A 22338-nucleotide genomic window follows, 5' to 3' on the forward strand; every position below is an offset into this window, starting at 1 on the left:
ATACCTGGGAGCGGCATTTTTTATAAACTGCTATACCTGTCAGGCCTGTCCGTTTTCGCGGTAGTGGCTCGTTTTCAGCTCCTCTTTCAGGAAGCGGGCGGTATAGCCTTTGCCTTTCTTGACGATATCCTCCGGCGTGCCGGCCGCCACAATGGTACCGCCGCCCTCGCCGCCTTCCGGCCCGATGTCGATGATCCAGTCGGCGATCTTGATCAGGTCCAGGTTGTGCTCGATAATCAGTACCGAATTGCCTTTGTCAGTCAGCTTGTGCAGTACTTCGCTCAGGTGCTCGATGTCCTGGAAGTGCAGACCTGTGGTCGGTTCATCCAGAATGTAAAGCGTCTTGCCGGTGTCTTTCTTCGACAGTTCCGTAGCCAGTTTCACACGCTGCGCCTCACCACCCGATAGGGTCGTAGCTTGCTGGCCGAGTGTGATGTAGCCAAGACCCACTTCGTTCAAGGTCTGAATCTTGCGCAGGATGCGCGGCTGACTTTCAAAGAAGTCCACGGCCTGCTCCACGGTCATATCCAGTACATCGGTGATACTCTTGCCTTTGAAGCGTACTTCCAGCGTTTCGCGGTTATAGCGCTTGCCTTTGCAGACCTCACAGGGCACGTATACATCCGGCAAAAAGTTCATCTCGATGGTACGCATACCTGCTCCTTCGCATGCCTCACAGCGGCCACCCTTTACGTTGAAAGAGAAGCGTCCCGGATTATACCCCCTGATCTTAGCCTCCGGCAGCTGTGCAAACAGTGTACGGATGTCGGTGAACACACCAGTATAAGTAGCCGGGTTGGAGCGCGGCGTACGGCCAATCGGCGACTGGTCCACTTCAATCACCTTGTCAATATGCTCCAGCCCCTCGATGCTCTTGTAAGGCAGCGGATCGCGTTTGGCCCGGAAGAAATGCGTGTTCAGGATCGGGTAGAGCGTATCGTGGATGAGCGAAGACTTGCCACTGCCCGACACGCCGGTTACGCATACCATCTTGCCGAGCGGCAGTTCCAAGGTCACGTTCTTCAGGTTGTGGCCAGTGGCGCCTTTCAGTTTGAGCACTTCGCCGGTACCGGGACGCTTCACGCGCGGCACGGCTATACCTCGGCGGTTGCTCAAAAAGTCGGCGGTGGTCGTGCCGGCGTTCATCATGTCTTCCGGCGTGCCGGCAGTTACTACCTGGCCCCCGTGTATACCTGCGCCCGGCCCAATGTCTACCACATAGTCCGCCTGCAGAATCATGTCCTTGTCGTGCTCTACTACAATAATGGAGTTGCCCAGGTCGCGGAGATCCTGCAGAGCTTTGATGAGTCGCTCGTTGTCGCGCTGGTGCAGGCCGATGCTCGGCTCGTCCATGATGTAAAGCACGCCCACCAACTGCGTACCGATCTGCGTGGCCAGCCGGATGCGCTGGCTCTCGCCGCCCGAAAGTGTTTTCACGGGGCGGTGCAGGCTCAGGTAGTCCAGCCCCACGTCCAGCAGAAAGCCGATGCGCTTGCGGATTTCCTTTAGTAACTCCCGGGCGATCACGTTCTGGCGCTCGCTCATGCGCTCTTCCACCCCTTCAAACCAGGCAGCCAGTTTATTGATGTCGAGTACCGATAGCTCACCGATGTTGGTGTTATCGATCTTGAAATGCAGCGATTCTTTCTTGAGTCGGTAGCCGTTACACTCCGGACAGGTCGTGGTCTGTGCAAAGTCCTCCACCCAGGAGCGGATGTTGTCGGAGTCCGATTCCATCTGGCTTTTCAGGAAGTTCACGATGCCCTCAAACTCCACCACGTAGTTGCCCTTTTTGGTGTTCACTTCGAGCTCCTCATCCAGACCATAGAGCAGCACTTTCATCACATCCTCCGGCAAATCTTTGAGCGGCGTCGAAACCGATACCTTGAAGTGCTTGAACAGTGCTTCGATCTGCTTGAAAATCCAGATATCGCGGTACTCGCCAAGTGGGGCGATGCCGCCACGGCGTATGCTCAGGCTCTTGTCAGGTATAACGGATTCTTCCGTGATCTCCTGAATCTCGCCCAAACCATTACACACCGGGCAGGCGCCATACGGGGAGTTGAAGGAGAAGGAATTCGGGGCCGGATCGTCGTAGGCGATGCCGGTGGCCGGGTCCATGAGGTGGCGCGAGAAGAAGTGCGTCTTGTCAGCATCCACATCCAAAATCAGCGCGGTGCCCTTACCGTGCGTGAGCGCGTTCTGGATCGAGCCTGACAGACGGAAGCGGTCTTCTTCCTTCACTACAATCTTATCAATCACGATCTCGATATCATGGATCTTATACCTATCCACCTGCATCTTCGGATCGATTTCGAGCAATTCACCGTCCACACGGGCGCGGATAAAGCCCATCTTGCGGATTTGCTGGAAGAGCTCGCGGTAATGGCCTTTACGACCTTTCACGACCGGAGCCAGCACCACAATGCGCTTGCCGTCGAAGTTCTCCAGGATGTGGTTCACGATCTGGTCGTCGCTCTGGCGCACCATTTTCTCGCCGGTCACATAGCTGTATGCCTCGGCCGTGCGTGCCCAAAGCAGACGCATAAAGTCGTAGATCTCGGTGATGGTGCCCACGGTGGAGCGCGGGTTGCGGCTGGTAGTCTTCTGCTCGATGGAGATCACCGGCGAGAGGCCTTCGATCTTGTCCACGTCGGGGCGCTCGAGTCCGCCCATAAAGGAGCGGGCGTAGGCCGAGAAGGTTTCCATGTAGCGGCGCTGTCCTTCGGCATAGATCGTGTCGAAAGCCAGCGAGGACTTGCCCGAGCCACTGATGCCGGTAAAGACAACCAGCTTGTAGCGGGGCAGCTTGATGGAAATGTTTTTGAGGTTATGTTCGCGGGCACCGTATACTTCGATCTGCTGTGTTTCGCCATTTTGCGAAAAGGCAGTGTCGGTGCCGGTTGCTGTTTCTTGCGCTTGGTTAAAAGCCATTCAGGAATGCTTGATTTTAAATAGCAAAGGTATAAAAATATCAGCGCCTCCGTACCCGAAGATGCTAACCCTTCTTAACAGCAATCGGCGCTAAATGGTTTAGTTTTGGAGATTATCTCTGGTATATACCTCAATCGATGTTTCCGTAGCGCGAGGCCTGCTTTTCGTAGAGTTCTTCGCGATGCTGGCTAGTGGATTGGAAACTCTGCTGATGGCGCCTGATCAGTTTCTGTTTGTTGAGGTAGCGCACAAAGCTGTAAACGGCCATGAGAACGCCGAGCGGCATCAGCGTGAGGCCGATAAACTCCATGTACACATGATGTGAGAGCTTGATGGCGGCGAAACCACCGGCAACAAGCGCGATGGCAGTACGCAGGTAGGCCATCAGGGTGCGCTCGTTGGCGAAGATGGTGCGCTGTACGGCCATGTCATCCCGTATCTCGGTGTTCTTCTTCTCCAGCTTTTGGATTTTTTCTTCAGCCGTTTGATTTCGTCTTGATCGGGCGCCTGCATTTATTTCGTTTTTTGGAAATATACGAAACTAAAAGGACGAAAAACACAGCTACAGCCAGCCTACTGAGGAGCAATTTACGCTAAACGGAGGTCTGTTTGCCGTTTCCGCCGGGTTGGGGCAGTTCGTTGTGCGCCCGCTCGTGCTCGTGGCTGGTGGGGCAGTAGTCCTGGTGGTGGCCCTCGATGATGCGCTGCTTGTGCCTATACCTGACAAAGCTGTAAATGGCCAGTATGATGCCAATAGGGATCAGAATGATACCAATGATGTCAAGGTACAGGTCGTCGGAAAGTTTGATGGCCACAAAGCCGCCCACGGAGATGGTCATGGCGGTGCGCAGGTAGGCCATCAGGGTGCGCTCGTTGGCGAAGATGGTGCGCTCGGCTGCCATGTGGTCCCGTATCTCCGCGTTCTTCTGCTCCTGCACTCTCAGCTTTTTCTTCAGCTTCTTTATCGTCTCTTTGTCGGTGTCTGACATAGGCCTGACTCTCTTGTTATTATGTACGATTCTGTTGGATTTAAGTAAAGGCGCAAAGCTTTTGGGAGCGGGCGAGTTTAAGATTTTCAAATTCAATGGTAAAACTATATATTGCTATGGTGCAAAGTAAACTCCTTTTATACCTGCTGCGCACATACGCCAACCGCCCCCTGTTTTATGAAAAGACGCTACCATTACCTTCTGCTTTCTGTCCTTATGCTGCTATCGGGCTATGCCTGGGCACAGGACACCGGGCAGCCGCGCATTACGGCCAGCTACCAGAACCAGCCCCTGCAGGCCGTGCTCCACGACCTGCAGCAGAAGCACCGGCTGCGCGTGTTCTACCAGCCCGAGTGGGTGGAAGGCGTGCAGATCACCCAGACATTTGAGCAGGAACCGATCGCGAGCGCATTGCAAAAACTCCTGGAAAAAGCCCGCCTGTCCTTCGTGCTCTACGATGACCGTACCGTCGTGCTGGTGCCCCAGTCTGCCGCCTCGCTCTTTCGCACCGACACCGTGTCGTCCGGCGCCGTTGTTGCGGGACAGGCTACGGAGCGCATCGTGACCCTGAGCGGACAGGTGCGCAGCGCCAAAACAGGCGAGCCCTTTATCGGAGCCACCGTGCTGCTTGTCGAGACCGGAAAAGGTACCGTGGCCGACGAACAGGGCCGCTATACCTTGTCGGTGCCGGCGGGGAATTATACCTTGCGGGTGCGAGCCATTGGTATGGTGGAGGACCAGCGGCGGGTGAGCCTGCAGCAGAGCCGCACCATGCACGTCGAACTGTTCGAGGTGAGCAACCAACTGCGCGAAGTGGAGGTGTCAGCCAAAGCGCCCGATCATAACGTGGAGAGCCTGGAGATGGGTGTGGCCCGTTTGTCGATACAGGAGGTGCGCAAGATGCCCAACTTCCTGGGCGAGGTGGACGTGCTGCGCAGCATCATTACACTGCCGGGCGTGACCACGGTAGGCGAGGGGGCCAGCGGGTTCAACGTGCGCGGCGGCAGCATCGACCAGAACCTGGTGCTGCAGGATCAGGCCCCGCTTTTCAGCTCTTCCCACCTCTTTGGTTTCTTCTCGGTCTTCAACCCGGATATGGTGCAGGACGTAACCTTGTACCGCGGCGGTATACCTGCCCGGTATGGCGGGCGCATCTCGTCGGTGCTGGATGTGGAGTTGAAAGAGGGCAATAAGAAAGCGCCCATCCTGAGCGGCGGTATTGGCTTGCTAGCCAGCCGCCTGATGGTGGAAGCGCCGCTGCTGAAAGACAAGGCCTCCTTTGTGATCGGTGCCCGCGGCGCCTACCCCGGACTGGCCATGCGCTATGTACCCGACAAAGCAGTGCGCGACAGCGACGGTTATTTCTATGACTTCAACGCCAAGGTCGACTACACGATCAGCGCCAAAGACCAACTGATGGTATCCGGCTACATGAGCCGCGACGGCTTCCGGTTCGGGGCCGACACTACCTATACCTGGGGCACCGCCACCGGCACCCTCCGCTGGAACCATACCTTCAGCGACAAGCTGCTGTCCAGCGTGACCGGTGTGGTGGGCGACTACGACTATGGCGTGGAGGCCGAAACAGAACCTTACAGCTATACCCTCGACTCGGAGATCAAGTACAAGCAGATCAAAGTAGACCTGAATTACGACCCCTCTGTGCGGCATAAAATAGGCTTGGGTGCTTCCTCGTCCTGGTATGAGTTTAGTCCTGGCACCCTGACTCCTGGCTCGGAGCAGTCCAGCCTGCTGCCTGTTAACATGCCGCGCGAACGCTCCGTGGAAGCCGCCTTATACCTGGACCACGAGTACACGATCAGCCCAAAGGTATCAGTCAGCCTCGGGCTGCGCTACTCTTCATACTTTAACCTGGGGCCGGGCGATGTGTATGTGTACGACCCGGAGTCGCCACGGCGCGAGTCCACGATCATCGACACGCTCAGCTACAGCAATGGCGGTGTGATTCAAAGGTATGGCAATCTGGAACCACGCGCTTCGCTAAAGATAAGCCTGAGCGAGAACAGCTCGGTGAAGGTGGGCTACAACCGCATGGCGCAGTACATTCACCTGATCTCCAACACAGCGGCTGCTTCCCCGGTGGACATCTGGAAAACGAGCAACCCGAACCTGCGACCGCAGCTCGGGGACCAGGTGGCGCTCGGCTTTTTCAAAAACCTGCAGGATAACACCATCGAGCTCTCGGCGGAGGCCTACTATAAAAAACTGTACGACCTGGTGGAGTATAAGGACGGCGCCCGCCTGCTGCTCAACAGCACCCTCGATGCAGACCTGCTGCCAGGCGAGGGCAAAGCCTACGGGCTGGAGTTGATGATGCGCCGCAAGAGCAAAAAGCTGACGGGCTGGGCCAGCTATACCTACTCCAGGTCGCTGCGCCGCGTCAACGGCCCCACGCCCGAAGAGCGCATCAACAACGGCAATTTCTTTCCGGCAAACTTCGACAAGCCACACGACCTCAGCCTGGTCCTGAACCAGCAGCTGTCCCGTTTGATCAGCCTGTCGGCCAACTTCACTTACAGCACGGGACGGCCCATCACTTACCCGGAGTCTGTGGGCTACATCGACGGTCTGCTGATGGTGAACTACAGCGACCGCAACCAGCACCGCATACCCGACTACCACCGACTGGACCTGGCCTTTGTGATAGACGGCACCAACAAGCGCAATGCGAATTGGGTGAGCAGCTGGGCTTTCTCGGTGTACAACGTGTACGGGCGCAAAAACCCTTACTCGGTGTTCTTCAAGCCTGCCTATGGCGGCACCATCCCGCAGGCCTACCGGCTGGCGGTGATCGGCTCGGCCGTACCGGCTATTACTTACAATTTCAAGATCACCAGATGAGGAGGCTAGTCAAGAAAGAACACTCAGACAAGGCACAGGCAACTAAACTATACCTGCAAATGCAAATTACTTTACAAAAATACCGGTTGTTGGCCATACTGCTCGTAGTGGCTTGTCTCCAGGCCTGTGTGGATCCGCTGGAACTTCAGATCGACACCGGACAAAAGTCGCTGGTGGTGAGCGGGATGGTGACAGACCAGAACGATTCGACGCTGAACAAAGTGACGCTGACCTGGACCTCCCCCTTCGACAGCGAAAAACAGCAGGTAGTGGTAGAGCGTGTGCGTAACGCCACTGTCACGGTGCAGGACAATCTCGGCAACAGCATGCCTTTGTATGAAGGGCCTGCCTATGGCGTGTATACCTTGAGCAGAGAAGACTTCCGGGTAGAGCAGGGGCGCAGCTATACCTTGCACATCAGGCTACCCGATGGCAGGGAGTACGCCTCACGTCCGGAGCTACTCCGGCCTGTGCCCGCCCTACAAGGTATAGGCTATGAGTTCAAGGAGTTTATCGATGTGGTGCGCAACTCAGCAGGTATGCTGATCGAGCGCAGGTCGGTGGGTTTTGAGGTGAAGGCCAAGGTGCAGGATCCGTCCGAGCGGGGCAACTACTACCGCTGGGATACAGAGGGTGTGTTTGAGTTTTACACCAATACGGGCGATAAGCCCGATCCTTCGGTATGCTGGGCCAACATGGGGAGCATCAGCACCAAAGTGGTTGCAAGCGATGACCGGCTGGTGAACGGCCGCTATTTTGAGCAGCCCGTGGCGGTGGTGCCCGCCGACATCCCGACCAAGTACCGCATCAAGATCAGGCAGTTCTCGCTGACAGGCGAAGCATATGAATTCTGGCGCCTGTTCAACCAGCAGCAGTCCAGCGTCGGTAGCATCTTTGATCCGCCTCCGGCACGCATTAACGGCAACATGTACAGTGTTAACAACCCCGACGAACGGGTGGTGGGGTATTTCACCGCTTCTGCCATGGTCGAGGACTTTATCGTGATCCCACGCATGTTCTACGCTCCCTTCCCGGGGCTGCCGTACGAGATGCCTATAGGAGACTGCCGCTTTACCTTCCTGTACCCGAATGTAACTGACGAACGGCCAATCGGCTTCTAAAATCTGAAAGAACTGATGCATATATCCTTTGATAGCCTCCACAAACGCGCAGCTGGTCTGCTTCTGGCAGCAGCAACCTGTCTTAGCCTGCCCGCCTTCGCCCAGCAGGAACAGGTTGCAAAAGCCGCTGCCGCCCAGGTGCAGCGCCAACTCTCAGACGAGCAGGTGCAGCTGACGCACAGTCAGCCCTGGTACATGGCAGGAGAGCGCCTGTGGTACTGCGCTGCTGTCCAGAAGCGCTCAACCGAACCGGCCAGCCGGGTGCTTTATGTCGAGTTGCTCGACGCAAAAGGCGCCACTCTGATCAACCAACGGCTGGTGATCGAAGACGGGGAAGCGCAGGGAGACTTTCTGTTGCCTAAAGGCTTGCCTTCGGGCAGGTATACGCTGCAGGCGGCCACCAACTGGATGCGGAACTTTAGCACGCAGCAGCACTGGCGCGAGCAGCTCCTAATCGTGAACCCGGATGAAGTTAAAGCGCTGCAGGCTCAGCCCATGAAAACCAGGCCGCTACAGGTGCGCTTCTTCCCGGAGTCCGGCGTTTGGCCGACCGGTATACCTGCCAAAATGGTGGCGACCGTTACCAATGCCGCAGGTATAGGTATAGCAGCCCAGGGCACTGTGCTTGATACGGCTGGGCAGGTTATCACGACCTTCAAAAGCGATGAAACAGGTATAGCCGTGTTTGAACTGAACACCTCCGGGCAGCAGGAACTGGTGGCACAGCTACAGACGGCTGGCTATGCACCGCAGCAGGTCAAGCTGCCGGAACCAAAGCCCCAAGGTATAGCCCTGGCAGTTGGCAAGGTGAGCGACGCAGGTATAGAGGTAAGCGTGCAGGGTAAATCGGCAATAGGGCATGTGCTGGTGGCTGTCTCCGGCGGAACGGTATACTTCGCGCAGCCTATCGCGAGGTCCGGTTCGGTCACGGTGCCGTGGCTAAAGTCCGCACAGTCTGACTGCCAGTTGCTGCTGCTCAACACGGGTGGCCTGGTGGAAGCGGAGCAACGAGTAAAGTTAGCCCACGCCGCAGGTATAGCAGTGCAGCCCGACCGCAATCAGTATGGCACCCGTCAGCAGGTTACCGTTACGGTTGCAGGCCTACAACCCGCCACCTGGCTTGCTGCCTCCGTGGCCGAGCGCCGTGCGGCCCTTCAGCAACCTGTTGGCTTTGTAACTACTAATGCAACGCAACTGGGCTATGAAACAGACCAGGAGCTATGGGAAGCCATCGCCAGAAGCGGAAACGAGGCACGCTTCCAAAAAGAGCCTTTGGTAGAGCCCATGCGGCAGGAAGCGGTAAAGGCTCCTTTTCAACAGGAAAACATTGCAAAACAGACAGACACCGCCTTTGTGCAGGCATTGCCACAACACGTAGTAAGCGCTGCACTGAAACACCATACCCGCGCCAACATCCACGAGATCTACGGCCTGACAGAGCCACACGCCACAGCCCCTGTGCCGCGATTACCGGTCGACCGGGTGTTCAAGCTGGATAATTATGTTGCTTTTCATGACGTGGAGGAGGCCATCCGGGAGGTGACCACCAACCTGCGCATGCGCAAGAAGAAAGGGAAGCAAACCGTGCGCCTGCTCTACGTGTCCTCCGAAACCAAGCGCATGATGAAAGAGGAGCCGCTATACCTGCTGGACGGCGTTATACTGGAGAACATGGACGAGATCATGGCCCTCGACCTGAATGACATCGCCTCGATTGAGATTGCCTGGTCAGAAGAGAAACTGTACGCTGGCAACCTGGGGCGTCTGGTCGACAATGGTATGTTTGCCGTCTACACCAAAAGCGGGGAGAGTCGGGAGCGGCTCAGGGAAAAGGGCCTGCCTGTGCTGTACGAGCAATACAACCTGCCCCGGCATTTCGTGGTGCCCGCCCCTGACGATGCAACCCAAACCCAGCTGCCCGACTTCCGGCAGCAGCTCTACTGGCAGCCATACCTGCAAACTAACGCCGACGGCACTGCTACCTTCACGTTCTATACCTCCGACGAAACTGGCCTGTTCGAAGTGAAAGTACAAGGCCAGACAGCCGAAGGTATACCTGTAAGCGGAAGCACCTCCTTTGAAGTAAAGCTGGTAAACTAGAACCAGGGCCAATTAAGAAGAGGCCTTTGATTTTTCTGAATAAAAAAGCCCCACCGGAAATCGGCGGAGCTTTTTTGTAGAGAGTTCTTTTTTCCTAGAAGTTTGGAGACAGCAGGTATTTGCTGTAGAAGTCGTCGATCACTTTCACTGCTTCGGTGGCATCGTCCACGATGTGCACCAGGTTCAGGTCTTCCGGGCTGATGTTGCTTTCTTCCTTCAGCATCACGTCCTCCACCCACTTGAACAGGCCCTCCCAGTAAGAGCGACCTACCAGCACGATCGGGAACGCCCCGATTTTCTTCGTCTGAATCAGCGTGATCGCCTCAAACAGCTCGTCGAGCGTGCCGAAGCCGCCTGGCAGTACCACAAAGCCCTGCGCATACTTCACAAACATCACCTTGCGCACAAAGAAGTAGTCGAAGTTGATGAGCTTGTCGGAGTCGATGTAGATGTTGTTGAACTGCTCGAATGGCAGGTGGATGTTGAGACCCACCGATTTGCCGCCCTCAGAGTGAGCGCCTTTGTTACCGGCCTCCATAATGCCCGGACCGCCGCCTGTGATCACACCGTAGCCGTGACGCACCAGCTTGGCAGCGATTTCCTCGGCCATCACATAGTACTTGTGGGTGTTCTTGGTACGGGCCGAGCCGAAAATAGAAACGCATGGGCCAATCTTGGCCAGCTTCTCAAAGCCCTCCACAAATTCCGACATCACCTTGAAGATCTGCCAGGAGTCGGCGATCTTGATCTCATTCCAGTCCTTGTCTACAAAGGCCTTGCGGATTTTGATGTCTTCTGCAGAGGCGGGTGGTGCCTGCACGTGTCCTGCCTCGCGCAGGTCGGTAATGGATTTTGCTTTATTCTCGTTTACGTCCGGGTTTAGGATCGTTTGTCCGCTGCCGCTGTTGTGCGACTCGTCGTTAAGTTTCGTTTTGCTTGTCTTTCTAAGCTTTGCCATAAATTTCTCTTCGTCTTCTTCAGGAGGCAGGCCTCCTGCGGCGCACTCATACGGAGCACGCCTTCTTCATTTAGTAACTATTTTAAAGGATGTGTGTCTGCAGCGCGGAGGTTAAACTTTGCAGCCACGGTTGTGTTTTTCTATTTGGAGCGAATCGCTATCACCGGGTCCAGGTTGGAGGCAAGCACCGCCGGAATGATGCCCGACAGCATACCTATCACCGCCGATACGCCAAGCCCCAGAATAATGTTGCCCATCGAGAGCGATATCTTCATCATGTCCTGCGGTATGAGCGTGAGCAGGAAGACGAGCATGATGCCGATGCCGCCGCCAATAACGCTCAAAAATACGGACTCAAACAAGAACTGGAACAGGATGAAATAGTTTTTGGCGCCCAGCGATTTCTGTATACCGATGATGTTGGTCCGCTCTTTCACCGACACGAACATGATGTTGGCAATGCCGAAGCCGCCTACCAGAATCGCGAAGCCGCCGATCACCCAGCCAGCCAGACCGATTACCTCAAACAGTCCGGTGATAGCCTGGGTCGCCATTTCGGGGCGGTTGATGGCGAAGCTGTCCTCGTCGCGTGGTTTCAGGCCACGGATGTTGCGCATCATGCCGCGCACCTCGTACTCCAGTTCCATCAGGCCCAGGTCGTCGTCGCGGCCTTTTACCGCAATCGTCGAGCCGATGCCGTTGGGGCCGGTGGCGTACATCTTGCTAAACGAGCCGTAGGGGATGATGCCCATTTGGTCGAAGTTAGGCATGCCAAACATGTTTTCGCCCTGTTTCTCCATCACCCCGATGACCGTGAACTTGTGCCCGCTCACCCGGAGTTCCTGCCCAATGGCCGATTGGCCCGGGTAAAGTGTGCTGGCCACCTCGTCGCCGATGATCATCACGTTCCGGGCAGCGTCCACCTCCAGCGGCACGAAGTAGCGGCCCTCGGCCACCGGTATCTCGGTCACTTTGTTGTAGTCGTAGGTGACGCCCATCAGGCCGGCATCCTTGAAGCTGTTGTTACGGTGCTTGAACAGGCTGCTGCCTCTGTTAGCAAAAATGGCCACACCCGCATCGTTTGTCAGGTTGCGGTCCAGCTGGCGGTATTCGTGGATGTTAGGCTGCGGACGCTTGAAGTACTTCCACCATGGGTATTCTCCGCCAAAGCTCCAGGGCCACTTCTCCACATACAGCACCTTGTCGCCAATAAAGCTCATGCTGTCGCGCACGTTGCGCTCGAGCGAGTCGACCAGCGTGAAAACCGAGATGATGGCGAAAATGCCTATCGTAACGCCCAGCAGGGAGAGGATCGTCCGGAGCAGGTTGGCACGTAGCGCCTGCCATGCAAAGCGGAAACTTTCAGCTATTAGGCGGAGGTAGATCATAGATTGGCGTATAGGAAAGTAATTTTTTTAAAAGTAATAATATTTCGGGCAAACTAAGTAAATTTGCGGTTTGATTTTTTAGTTGTATCATGGGTAAGCCATACCGAATTTTTCGGAAACCGGCCTCTGCCCTAAAAAGGCCATTCCAAATCCGCACGATTTATACCGTAATATAAAAAGTATGAAGTTATCAGAATTTAAGTTTGAACTACCTGAAAACCTGCTAGCAACGCATCCTTCCGCCAACCGCGACGAGTCACGCATGATGGTGCTGCACCGCGACACAGGCAAGATCGAGCATCGCATTTTCAAAGACATCCTCGAGTATTTTGACGAAGGCGATGTGATGGTAGTGAACGACACCAAGGTGTTTCCGGCTCGCCTCTATGGCAACAAAGAGAAAACCGGCGCCAAGATCGAAGTGTTTTTGCTTCGTGAGCTTAACAAGGACATTCACCTGTGGGACGTGCTGGTAGACCCGGCCCGTAAGATCCGTGTGGGCAACAAGCTATACTTTGGCGAGAGCGACCTGGTAGCCGAAGTAATCGACAACACAACTTCCCGCGGCCGCACGATCAAGTTTTTGTTCGACGGTCCGGACGAGGAGTTTTACAAGACCATCAACGAGCTGGGCGAGACGCCGCTTCCAAAGTACATCAAGCGCGAAGCCGAGCCGGAAGACAAAGAGCGTTACCAGACGGTGTATGCTAAAAACGTGGGTGCCGTAGCGGCCCCGACTGCCGGCCTGCACTTTACCAGAGAGGTGCTGAAGCGCCTAGAGATCAAAGGAGTGGACGTGACGCCACTTACGCTGCACGTGGGCCTGGGCACTTTCCGCCCGGTAGACGTGGAGGACCTGACCAAGCACAAGATGGACTCAGAGAACTTCATGGTGCCATCCGAGACTGCTGAGATGGTGAACAAAGCCCTGGACAACAAAAAGCGTGTGTGCGCCATCGGTACCACTACCATGCGTGCGCTGGAGTCGTCGGTGTCGGCCAGCAACCGCCTGAAGCCAAACGAGGGCTGGACGGACCGTTTCATCTTCCCTCCGTATGACTTCAAAATCGCCAATGCACTGGTAACCAACTTCCACATGCCGGAGAGCACGCTGCTGATGATGACAGCTGCTTTTGGTGGCTACGACCTGGTGATGAAAGCCTACGAGGAGGCCGTGAAAGAGAAATACCGCTTCTTCAGCTACGGCGACGTGATGCTGATTCTGTAAGCACAGGTATAAGTTTTAGAAAAGCCCCGGCCCGCAAAGTCGGGGCTTTTTGCTTTATTTGCAGCATTATGTACTTCTTAGCAGCCTGAAGGTATGACCGGTCCAGATCCAACAAATACGTATCCGCTTCCGCATCACCACAACCTGGTTTTTCTGAAGAACATCATCCGGAACCCCAACATTGTGGTCGGGGACTATACCTATTACCATGATATGGAGGATCCGCACAATTTCGAGAAGAATGTGCTGTACCATTTCGACTTCATCGGGGATAAGCTTCGCATCGGGAAATTCTGCGCCATTGCCTCCGGCGTAAAGTTCATCATGAATGGGGGCAATCACGAGACCCGGCCCGTCTCCACCTTCCCTTTTGAAATCTTCGGCAACGGCTGGGAGCAGGCGAATGGTAGCGCAGACCAGTATCCTTACAAAGGCGACACGGTGGTGGAGAACGATGTCTGGATTGGGTACGAAGCGGTTATCATGCCCGGTGTGCGAATTGGGAACGGGGCCATTGTAGCAACCAAAGCGGTGGTCACCAAGGATGTGCCGGATTACGCAATTGTAGCAGGAAACCCGGCGCAAGTGGTGAAAATGCGTTTCCCGGAAAGCGACATTGCGCAGCTGCTCCAAATTGCCTGGTGGGACTGGAGTGTCGAAAAAATCACCCGAAACTTAGCTTTTGTCAAATCAGCAGATGTGTCCCGGCTGGCTGATTGCCAGTAGCGAAACTATCTTAACAGAACACCCTTTACATGGAAAAAGCCTTGCAGGAATACGCCATCATTGTAGCCGGTGGAACGGGCAGCCGCATGCAGCACAGTTTGCCCAAGCAGTTCATTGAACTGGCCGGGAAGCCCATCCTGATGCACACCATCGAGCGGTTCCATACCTATAATCCGGATATACGCATTGTGGTGGTGCTGCCGGAGGACCAGCTGCAGGTATGGCGGAGTCTGTGTAAGCAGCATAAATTTGCTGTTTTCCATATGGCGGTACTAGGCGGCAAGACGCGCTTCGGATCCGTGAAGAACGGATTGGCTGCCGTGCAGGGTGAGGCGTTGGTAGCGGTGCACGACGGCGTTCGGCCTTTCGTGAGCACAGGCATCATCAAGGCAGCCTTCGAGCAGGCAGCTGAGTCGGGCGCTGCTGTGGTGGCCGTTTCACCCAAAGACTCTATCCGGGAGTTGACCGATAACGGAAGCCGTGCCGTGCCGCGCACCAGGTATAGACTCGTGCAGACACCCCAGTGTTTTAAGGCGAGCTTATTGCGGGAAGCGTACGAACAACCCGAGCAGGAGTACTTCACGGACGATGCCTCGGTAGTAGAGCAGCTGGGTGCAGGTATAGCACTGGTGGAGGGCAGCTATAGCAACATCAAGATCACGACGCCGGAGGACCTGCTGCTGGCCGAAGTACTCGTGAAACAGTTTGAGGAGATGCCTTAGCGCACAACGCGCTGCGCTTCGAGGTAATCCTGGTTGTGCTGAACGGTTTCCGGGGAGAGCAGCTCGAGTGTGGGGTCGGGTTTGGAGAGGTTGAGCAGATAGCCCTGTAGGGGTTGCAGGTTGTAGAGATCATGTGTTATGCAGAACACCGTTTTACCTTTCTGCTGCACCCATTGCTGCAGCAGTTGGAACACCTGCTTCTTGTAGTATACATCCAGTTGCTGGGTAGGCTCGTCGAGCAGCACCACGTCTGCATCCTGCAGCATGAGTTGCGCCAGCCACACCATTTGCTGCTCACCTCCTGACAGCGTGGTAAAGTCCTGCTCCTGCAGGTGTGTCAGCTCCAGTTGCGCCAGAGTAGCGCGAGCCTGCTCATAATCCTGGGCAGTGTAGTTTTCAAAAAAGCTCTTCTTACGGAAAAGGCCCATCACGACCAGGTCAAGCACACTGATCGAGAAAGAGACGATGTTCTTCTGGGGGAGGTAGGAGAGGAGGCCGGAGGCTGCTGCGTCTTTGGTATGGCGTAAATCCTGGCCCTGCAGCAGGAGCTGCCCCTGGTAAGGGATTTTTTGCTGGAAAGCTCTGAAGAGCGTTGTTTTGCCCGCGCCGTTATGACCCACAATTGCCACAAATGCCTGCGCAGGCACAGAAAAAGAAAGGTTGCGGATCAGAGTACGATGCTCATAACCCGCAACCAGATTTTTTACCTCAACGATGTTTTTCAATGAATAATGGCTAATGATTAATGAATAATTAAAAGAGTTAATTACTCATTCATCATTCGTAATTAATCATTAATGTTAGTACTCGTCTTCGTTGAACATGAAGTCTTCCTTGGTAGGATAGTCAGGCCAGATCTCCTCGATGTTCTCGTAAGGTTGTCCGTCATCTTCCAGGGCCTGCAGGTTCTCTACCACCTCCATAGGGGCGCCTGAGCGGATAGAATAGTCAATCAGCTCGTCCTTCGTAGCTGGCCAGGGTGCGTCCTCCAGGTATGATGCTAATTCCAGTGTCCAATACATAGTATGTGTCTCCTTATTAATAGCGTTTATAAAATGTTCGCAAAAGTATGAATTAAATCACAAACTAAAATTTTTTTGAAATATTTATTGCTTTTTGTGATTGTTTTTACCAAAACAACGCAAATACACAGTAATTGTTCATTCTGAGTCAAATTTTTTCAGACTCCGTTTTTTACCGCAATCTGCCTTATTTGGGCTCTATGTAAATATAGAAAGCGTCTGTCACATTAGCAACAGACGCCTTCCCAAACAATATAGTTAAATCTTTATTTTTCTATTTACTGATCGTGCTCAACTGCTCCTGAAACATCTCGATCAGCGCCTGCTTCGTGGCTATCTTACGGTTGAAGTTACGGATCTTGCCCAAGAGCATGTTGCGGAACGAGTCGTTGCTCGGTGCCTCGCTCAGCTTGCCCAGGTTCGTTTCGAGCACTTCCAGCTCCTGGCGGTCAGACTTAATGAAGTCACGCAGGGCGTTGATGCGGGCATGCAGCCCCTCTTCATGGCCGTAGGTTTCGTTGGCGTTCTGCTGGCGCTTGCGGATGTAGTGCTCCAGGCTGCTCATCTCAAACACGCGGTCACAGGCCTTGATAAAGCGTTCCCATACTGCATCCGACACATCAGGGCGTACCGGGCCTACTTTTTTCCACTCTGCCTGCAGTTCCTTGGCGCGCTTCACGGCGTCGTTCAGGCTGTTGTGCTGGAGCAGTTGCTCGGCCTGGCTTACCAGTTCCTGCTTGCGCTCCAGGTTAGTTTCGTAGTATTTCTCTTTCGAGTCGGTCTTCTCGTTGGTGATCTTTACTTTGAGACGCTCGAAGAAGTGGTTGTGCGCTTTTCTGAACTCGGTCCATAGCTTATTGGTGGTGGCACGCGGCAACGATCCGCCAATCTGTTTCCACTGCGTTTGCAGGTCTTTCAATTTAGCCGTCGTGGCTTCCCACTCTTCGGAGTTCTGCAGCGCCACCGACTTCGCGATCAGGTCTCTATACCTGTCGTAGGTGCGGTTCTGCATCATCTTCTTGTCGTTGAAGAAGGACTTTTTGCGCTCGAAGAAAGCCTCCAAAGCTGTTTTAAAGCGCTCTTCTATCTCTTCGGTCAGGTCTTTCTCCACAGGGCCCGTCTTGATCCAGGTGGCCCGGAGGTCCTTCATCTTGTCAGATGTCTCTTTCCACTCCAGACTGTCCTGCAGCGACTCCGCCTCCTGAATAAGCCCGATCTTGATGCTCAGGTTCTTCTCGCGGTTCTGCTTGATGGTTTCGTTTATGTCCTCCTCGGCCTTGCTCAGGGTATGGTAGATAGACTCAAAATTGCCCAGTGCATCGTAATTGCCTACCTGGTCCTTCATGTGCAGCACCTTCATCAGGAAAGAGCCTTTGTTTTCGGAAGACGCAATGCGTTCGAGGAGGGCGTTGACTTTGTCGCTGAACATGTGGAAGCGCCTGGCAAAATACACCAGCGAGTCTTCTTCTGATTCTTTCACTTCGCCCACCTTGCGGTCGGGGTAAGTCATAAAAGCTTTCAGCCATACTTGCTGGTCCTGAATAAAGCCATACTTTCTGGCTTCTTCCAATAGGTCGTTGTTTTCCATTTAAGGATCGGGTTAGAATCGGAACATAAAAGGGCAAAGGTCCAAAATTTAGACTAACCTTAGCATACGCAAGTCAGGGTGTAGCGTTGACGGTCTGCAGTTTAGCTGCAGAACTGCGCCGGTTTTAACCTGATCTGGTGCCACGATAAGTCTGCGCGGACTTCTCCCATACAGTTTTTCTACAAGTTTAGTGATTTCAAAAGACTTTTGTGAACCATAAAGACATGAATTTTTACGATATTTGTAATTGGCGTCATAAATAAGTGTTAATCCGGTCGCAATTGTCGGGTAGGGCACTTTAAACGCCGTTCCTGTTTAAACTAAAACTGCTGTCTGCGGACAGTATTAAACTGATATACAGTCAAATGAGCAACGAAACCATTATTTTCTCCATGGCCGGGGTCAGCAAGATCTACCCGCCACAGAAGCAAGTACTCAAAAATATCTACCTCTCCTTTTTCTACGGTGCCAAGATCGGTGTGCTGGGCCTGAACGGTTCCGGTAAGTCGAGCCTGCTCAAGATCATCGCTGGCGTAGACAAGGAAATTCGTGGCGAAGTAGTATGGTCGCCGGGCTACTCGGTAGGCTACCTGGAGCAGGAGCCGCAGCTGGACCCGACCAAAACCGTGCGCGAAGTGGTAGAGGAAGGTGTGAGCGAAATCGTTGGGCTGCTGAAGGAGTTCGACGAGATCAACATGAAGTTCGCCGAGGAGATGACGGACGATGAGATGAACAAGCTCATCGAACGCCAGGGCGAGGTGCAGGAACGCCTGGACCAGCTTAACGCCTGGGAACTGGATAACCGCCTGGAGCGTGCCATGGATGCGCTGCGCACGCCACCGGAAGATGCCGTGATCGGCAATCTGTCGGGTGGTGAGAAGCGTCGCGTGGCCCTTTGCCGCCTGCTGCTGCAGGAACCGGACGTACTGTTACTGGACGAGCCGACCAACCACTTGGACGCTGAGTCGGTGGACTGGCTGGAGCAGCACCTGCAGCACTACAAAGGCACTGTGATCGCCGTAACCCACGACCGTTACTTCCTCGATAACGTGGCCGGCTGGATTCTGGAACTGGACCGCGGGGAAGGCATTCCGTGGAAAGGCAATTACAGCAGCTGGCTGGAGCAGAAGGCTGCCCGCTTGGCGAAAGAAGAGAAGTCGGAGAGCAAGCGCCAGAAAACGCTGCAGCGCGAGTTGGAGTGGGTGCGCATGGCTCCGAAAGCCCGTCACGCCAAGTCCAAAGCCCGTATCAGCCAGTACGATAAACTGGCCAGCGAGGAAGCTTCAAAGAAAGAAGAGAAACTGGAGCTCTTTATACCGGATGGCCCGCGTTTGGGCGCACAGGTAATTGAAGCCCACAACATCAGCAAGGCCTACGGCGACAAACTGTTGTTCGAGAACCTGAGCTTTGCCCTGCCACAGGGTGGCATTGTGGGCATCATCGGACCGAACGGCGCCGGTAAGACTACACTGTTTAAACTGATCACCGGTCAGGAAAAACCGGATGCTGGTGAGTTCACTGTGGGCTCTACTGTGCAAATATCCTACGTAGACCAGGAACACGCGAACCTCGATCCGAGCAAATCGGTGTTTGAGGTGATCTCTGGCGGAACGGAGCACATGATGATGGCCGGCCGTCAGGTAAACTCCCGTGCTTACGTGAGCAAGTTCAACTTCTCGGGCGGTGACCAGGAGAAGAAGGTTGAAAAACTGTCAGGTGGGGAGCGCAACCGCGTACACCTGGCCATGACGCTGAAAGAAGGCGGCAACCTGCTGCTCCTCGACGAACCGACCAACGACCTGGACGTGAACGCGATCCGTGCATTGGAGGACGCGTTGGAAAACTTCGCCGGTTGTGCCGTGATCATTTCGCACGACCGCTGGTTCCTGGACCGTATCTGTACCCACATCCTGGCCTTTGAAGGAGACTCGCAGGTATATTGGTTTGAGGGTAACTACACGGATTACGAAGAGAATAAGAAGAAGCGTCTGGGCGATGTAGAGCCAAAGCGTATCCGTTATAAGAAACTGGTATAAATGGCACTGTAATAGGCTAAATATCAAAAGTCTTTTCCTGCAAAATCCCCTGCCGGCCATATGGCCGGCAGGGGATTTTGCTTTTTAAAACCCTAGCTAGGTATAGTGCACTGCAATGTCTGTAAATATTTTGTTTAAATATTGGCTGAAAATTATATTGTATTATGTTTATAATGAATTTATAAATTGTATATGATTGACCAGTAGTTAATTGCAATTTAAGTAGAAGGGTATAGCGTTAAAAGGTGCAGGTATAGTGATAATGAATAGAAATTATATTCAATTATTTGCATATAATATTTATTTAATATTTATTTGCAACATCTTCAAGTGAAAATATGAATATGTTTTACTAGAAGTGAATTTTTTTATGCTTACAATAATAAAGTCTAACCTAAACCTTAAAAAAAGCTATTGTCATGAAAAAATTTACCCTTAACGAGTCAGTTGCTAATGTAATTGTTGCTGCTTATTTTGTACTAGGTGGAGCGCTGAGTACTTTCCTGGTAGCAGTAGTGTAGATTAGCTTGTAACATACCATTGCGCAAGGGCGATGCATATTTGCATCGCCCTTGCTATTTAAAGTAAGTATAGATTTCTGCGTAAAACATCCTGTAAATGCCCCAATACGTTATTCTAAAAGGAGACCAACCAAGTATATAAGTAACTGGCAACAAGGAACGTATTAATATTTATATATTTATATATATAAAATCATATCATTTTTTTAAATAGTACAACATTTGAATACTCATCACGTACAAATAGACAACGGCAGCCAAAGGTAATTTTAAAGTATTCTCAATTTTAAAAGGTTGTCACTCATGAAAAAACTTTACTACGATGATGATGCGCTCGCTTACATTGTAATCGCTGGATATTTTGCTATTGCTAGCATTATATCAGTGGTGGTAGCATACTAGGCTAGTTAAACGCACAAAAAGAAACGGGCCATACCTTGCAGGAGGTATGGCCCGTTTTGATGATGGTGATTGGGGTTACTTGACTTTCTTGAACTCGAGCTCGCTGAAATGGAAATCCGGGTTGTTAGCATCGAGTCGCATCTCAGAGATTTTGCCGTCCGGGCCTATAATGAAGCGCACCTTGGTAGGTGTGAGCAAGGCGAAATTGTTTTTCCACTCCAAGTTAAAGATGTCGTGCTGCCAGTGTGTGAGCTTGCCGCCTAGAGCCGGAGCAGGAGCTAGGTCCAGCACCAGTTGTTTGTTCTCCACCCTGATGGTGGCGTCGCCATAAAGCGGGCTGTTGTACGTGCCGGTATAGGCCTCCAGTTCCATTGTTGGCTTACTTTTGCGCGACTTTTCTTTCGGAGCTTTGGCAGCTGCTTCTTCCTGTGCTTTGCGCGCTTTGGCCATGTTGTCGAGTGAGAATTGGCTCCAGTCGCGTCCGTTCTGCACCCCGAAGAACTGGTCCAAGGTATAGTTGGCCAGCGGCGACATAATGCTGCTCATGCTGTTGGTCAGGATCACGATGCCCAGGTTCTCTTCCGGCACCAGCACCGTGCGGCTGTTCATACCTTCGTGGCCGCCACCGTGGGCAATTATTTTGCGACCTTCGTAGTCGTTCATCATCCAGCCCAGGCCAGCGGCCGAAAAGTGCGTGGAGGGCACGTTGGCTTCAGCTTGTTTGGAGATAGGCAGGGCGTTGTGCGCCGTCCACATCATGCGGCTGGCGTCTTCGCTGAAAATCTTCTGACCCTTGTAAGTGCCGCGGTTGAGCTGCAGCCGCATCCACTGGGCCTGCTGGTTCACGCTCGTGAATATACCGGCCGCCGGGTTCCAGTTGTCCCATGCTGTGAAAGTAGTGGGGTAAGGTTTGTTGTTTTCGTCGTTTCCATGCGGAGAAGCGACATTGTCCTTGCCTGTTAACTCGTTTACAGAGGTATAGGAGCGGTTCATGCCCAGCGGCGCAAAGAACCGCTGCTTGATAAAATCTTCCCATTTTTGGCCAGACACGGCTTCAATCACTTCGCCGGCAGCAATGAACATGATGTTAGAGTAGCCATACCCATCGCGGAAGCTGTAGGCGGGCTGCAGGTGGCGGGCGCGCTCCAAAATTTCGCGGCGGCTGAAGGTCGTGTTGTACCAAAGCAGGTCTCCGCTGAAAGTACGGAAGCCGGCGCGGTGGCTGAGCAGGTCTTCGATGTTGAGCTCCTGCGTTACGTAAGGATCATAGAGCTGCAGCCAGGGCAGGTGTTTAGTTACTTTGTCGTTCCAGTTGAGTTTGCCTTCGTCTACCAGGATGCCGAGAGCGGCGGCGGTATAGGCTTTGGAGTTAGAGGCGATGCCAAACACCGTGTTGGCGTCTACCTGCCCGCCCGCTTTCAGGTCGCGCACACCATAGCCTTTGGCAAAAATCACGGAGTCGTTGCGCACGATGGCAATAGCCATGCCGGGCACATCCCAGTCCTTGAGCGCTTTCTGATAGTAGGCGTCGAGCTTTTGCAGTGTAGCGGCCGTGTTTTGCTGTGCCGAAGCCTGCAGGCTAAGAATGGTGGCGAGTGTAAAGAACAGCGCAAAGCGCTTTAAAAAGGTACAGGTATAGCTCATAGGTGAGTGAATAGGTTGCAGGGGCAAGTTATGCAATTTTACATCCTTTGCATAACGCCGTTTGTCGGTTGTTGTCTATACCTTAATGGACAGACTA

At 53.6% G+C, this 22338-nt stretch carries 16 protein-coding genes; 7 read left to right on the plus strand and 9 right to left on the minus strand.

All coding sequences use genetic code 11. From position 1 onward, the window contains the following. Positions 1–39: 39 nt before the first annotated feature. The 3 genes from uvrA to B0B12_RS10810 all read right to left on the minus strand — a co-directional run bounded on the left by uvrA (position 40) and on the right by B0B12_RS10810 (position 3923). Complete coding sequence (gene uvrA / locus B0B12_RS10800) at positions 40–2934, minus strand: excinuclease ABC subunit UvrA (protein ID WP_076668778.1); 2895 nt, start codon at positions 2932–2934, stop codon at positions 40–42. 130 nt (positions 2935–3064) lie between these two features. Further along, a complete protein-coding gene (locus tag B0B12_RS10805) occupies positions 3065–3361 on the minus strand; it encodes a YidH family protein (protein WP_244554680.1) in 297 nt (98 codons plus the stop codon). 166 nt (positions 3362–3527) lie between these two features. Then, positions 3528–3923 (minus strand): DUF202 domain-containing protein, encoded by a 396-nt coding sequence (locus B0B12_RS10810; RefSeq protein WP_076668781.1) that lies wholly within the window; start codon positions 3921–3923, stop codon positions 3528–3530. Positions 3924–4100: 177 nt separating this feature from the next. Here B0B12_RS10810 and B0B12_RS10815 point away from each other — a divergent pair, with 177 nt between their 5' ends. The 3 genes from B0B12_RS10815 to B0B12_RS10825 are packed head-to-tail and all read left to right on the plus strand — an operon-like array spanning position 4101 to position 10006. Further along, the gene (locus B0B12_RS10815; protein WP_076668783.1) at positions 4101–6785 is read left to right on the plus strand and encodes a TonB-dependent receptor; all 2685 of its coding nucleotides are present in this window, start codon (positions 4101–4103) and stop codon (positions 6783–6785) included. A gap of 59 nt (positions 6786–6844) precedes the next feature. Beyond that, on the plus strand, positions 6845–7906 hold the full coding sequence (locus B0B12_RS10820) for a DUF4249 domain-containing protein (RefSeq protein WP_076668785.1): 1062 nt from the start codon (positions 6845–6847) through the stop codon (positions 7904–7906). 15 nt (positions 7907–7921) lie between these two features. Next, positions 7922–10006 carry a carboxypeptidase regulatory-like domain-containing protein gene (locus B0B12_RS10825; protein ID WP_076668787.1) on the plus strand — a complete coding sequence of 695 codons (2085 nt, stop codon included), beginning with the start codon at positions 7922–7924 and terminating at the stop codon, positions 10004–10006. A 94-nt stretch (positions 10007–10100) separates the two neighbouring features. Here B0B12_RS10825 and B0B12_RS10830 read toward each other — a convergent pair whose 3' ends face one another. Further along, a complete protein-coding gene (locus B0B12_RS10830; protein ID WP_139337792.1) occupies positions 10101–10964 on the minus strand; it encodes an LOG family protein in 864 nt (287 codons plus the stop codon). A gap of 140 nt (positions 10965–11104) precedes the next feature. Further along, entirely contained in the window at positions 11105–12352 is a 1248-nt protein-coding gene (locus B0B12_RS10835; RefSeq protein ID WP_076668789.1) for an ABC transporter permease, read from the minus strand. A gap of 181 nt (positions 12353–12533) precedes the next feature. Here B0B12_RS10835 and queA point away from each other — a divergent pair, with 181 nt between their 5' ends. The 3 genes from queA (at position 12534) to B0B12_RS10850 (ending at position 15028) form a co-directional block, all read left to right on the plus strand. Further along, positions 12534–13580 carry a tRNA preQ1(34) S-adenosylmethionine ribosyltransferase-isomerase QueA gene (queA, locus tag B0B12_RS10840; protein WP_076668791.1) on the plus strand — a complete coding sequence of 349 codons (1047 nt, stop codon included), beginning with the start codon at positions 12534–12536 and terminating at the stop codon, positions 13578–13580. A 93-nt stretch (positions 13581–13673) separates the two neighbouring features. Continuing rightward, a complete protein-coding gene (locus B0B12_RS10845) occupies positions 13674–14306 on the plus strand; it encodes a CatB-related O-acetyltransferase (protein WP_076668793.1) in 633 nt (210 codons plus the stop codon). A 29-nt stretch (positions 14307–14335) separates the two neighbouring features. Then, positions 14336–15028 (plus strand): 2-C-methyl-D-erythritol 4-phosphate cytidylyltransferase, encoded by a 693-nt coding sequence (locus tag B0B12_RS10850; RefSeq protein WP_083704185.1) that lies wholly within the window; start codon positions 14336–14338, stop codon positions 15026–15028. Here B0B12_RS10850 and B0B12_RS10855 read toward each other — a convergent pair. From B0B12_RS10855 to B0B12_RS10865, 3 genes are all read right to left on the minus strand, one after another. After that, a complete protein-coding gene (locus tag B0B12_RS10855) occupies positions 15025–15753 on the minus strand; it encodes an ABC transporter ATP-binding protein (RefSeq protein WP_076668795.1) in 729 nt (242 codons plus the stop codon). The genes B0B12_RS10850 and B0B12_RS10855 overlap by 4 nt on opposite strands. Positions 15754–15828: 75 nt before the next feature. Next, a complete protein-coding gene (locus tag B0B12_RS10860) occupies positions 15829–16050 on the minus strand; it encodes a DUF2795 domain-containing protein (RefSeq protein ID WP_007652164.1) in 222 nt (73 codons plus the stop codon). Positions 16051–16324: 274 nt separating this feature from the next. Next, positions 16325–17638: a DUF349 domain-containing protein gene (locus tag B0B12_RS10865; RefSeq protein ID WP_076668797.1), complete on the minus strand. Its 1314-nt coding sequence runs from the start codon at positions 17636–17638 to the stop codon at positions 16325–16327. 365 nt (positions 17639–18003) lie between these two features. Between B0B12_RS10865 and ettA the strand changes: the two genes are divergently transcribed. After that, positions 18004–19674, plus strand: a complete 1671-nt coding sequence (gene ettA / locus B0B12_RS10870) for an energy-dependent translational throttle protein EttA (RefSeq protein ID WP_076668799.1) — start codon at positions 18004–18006, stop codon at positions 19672–19674. 998 nt (positions 19675–20672) lie between these two features. Here ettA and B0B12_RS10875 read toward each other — a convergent pair. Beyond that, positions 20673–22241, minus strand: coding sequence for a serine hydrolase (locus tag B0B12_RS10875; RefSeq protein WP_076668801.1), 1569 nt, complete (start codon positions 22239–22241; stop codon positions 20673–20675). Positions 22242–22338: the final 97 nt, after the last annotated feature.

This window comes from Pontibacter indicus (assembly GCF_900156345.1).
GTDB lineage: Bacteria > Bacteroidota > Bacteroidia > Cytophagales > Hymenobacteraceae > Pontibacter > Pontibacter indicus.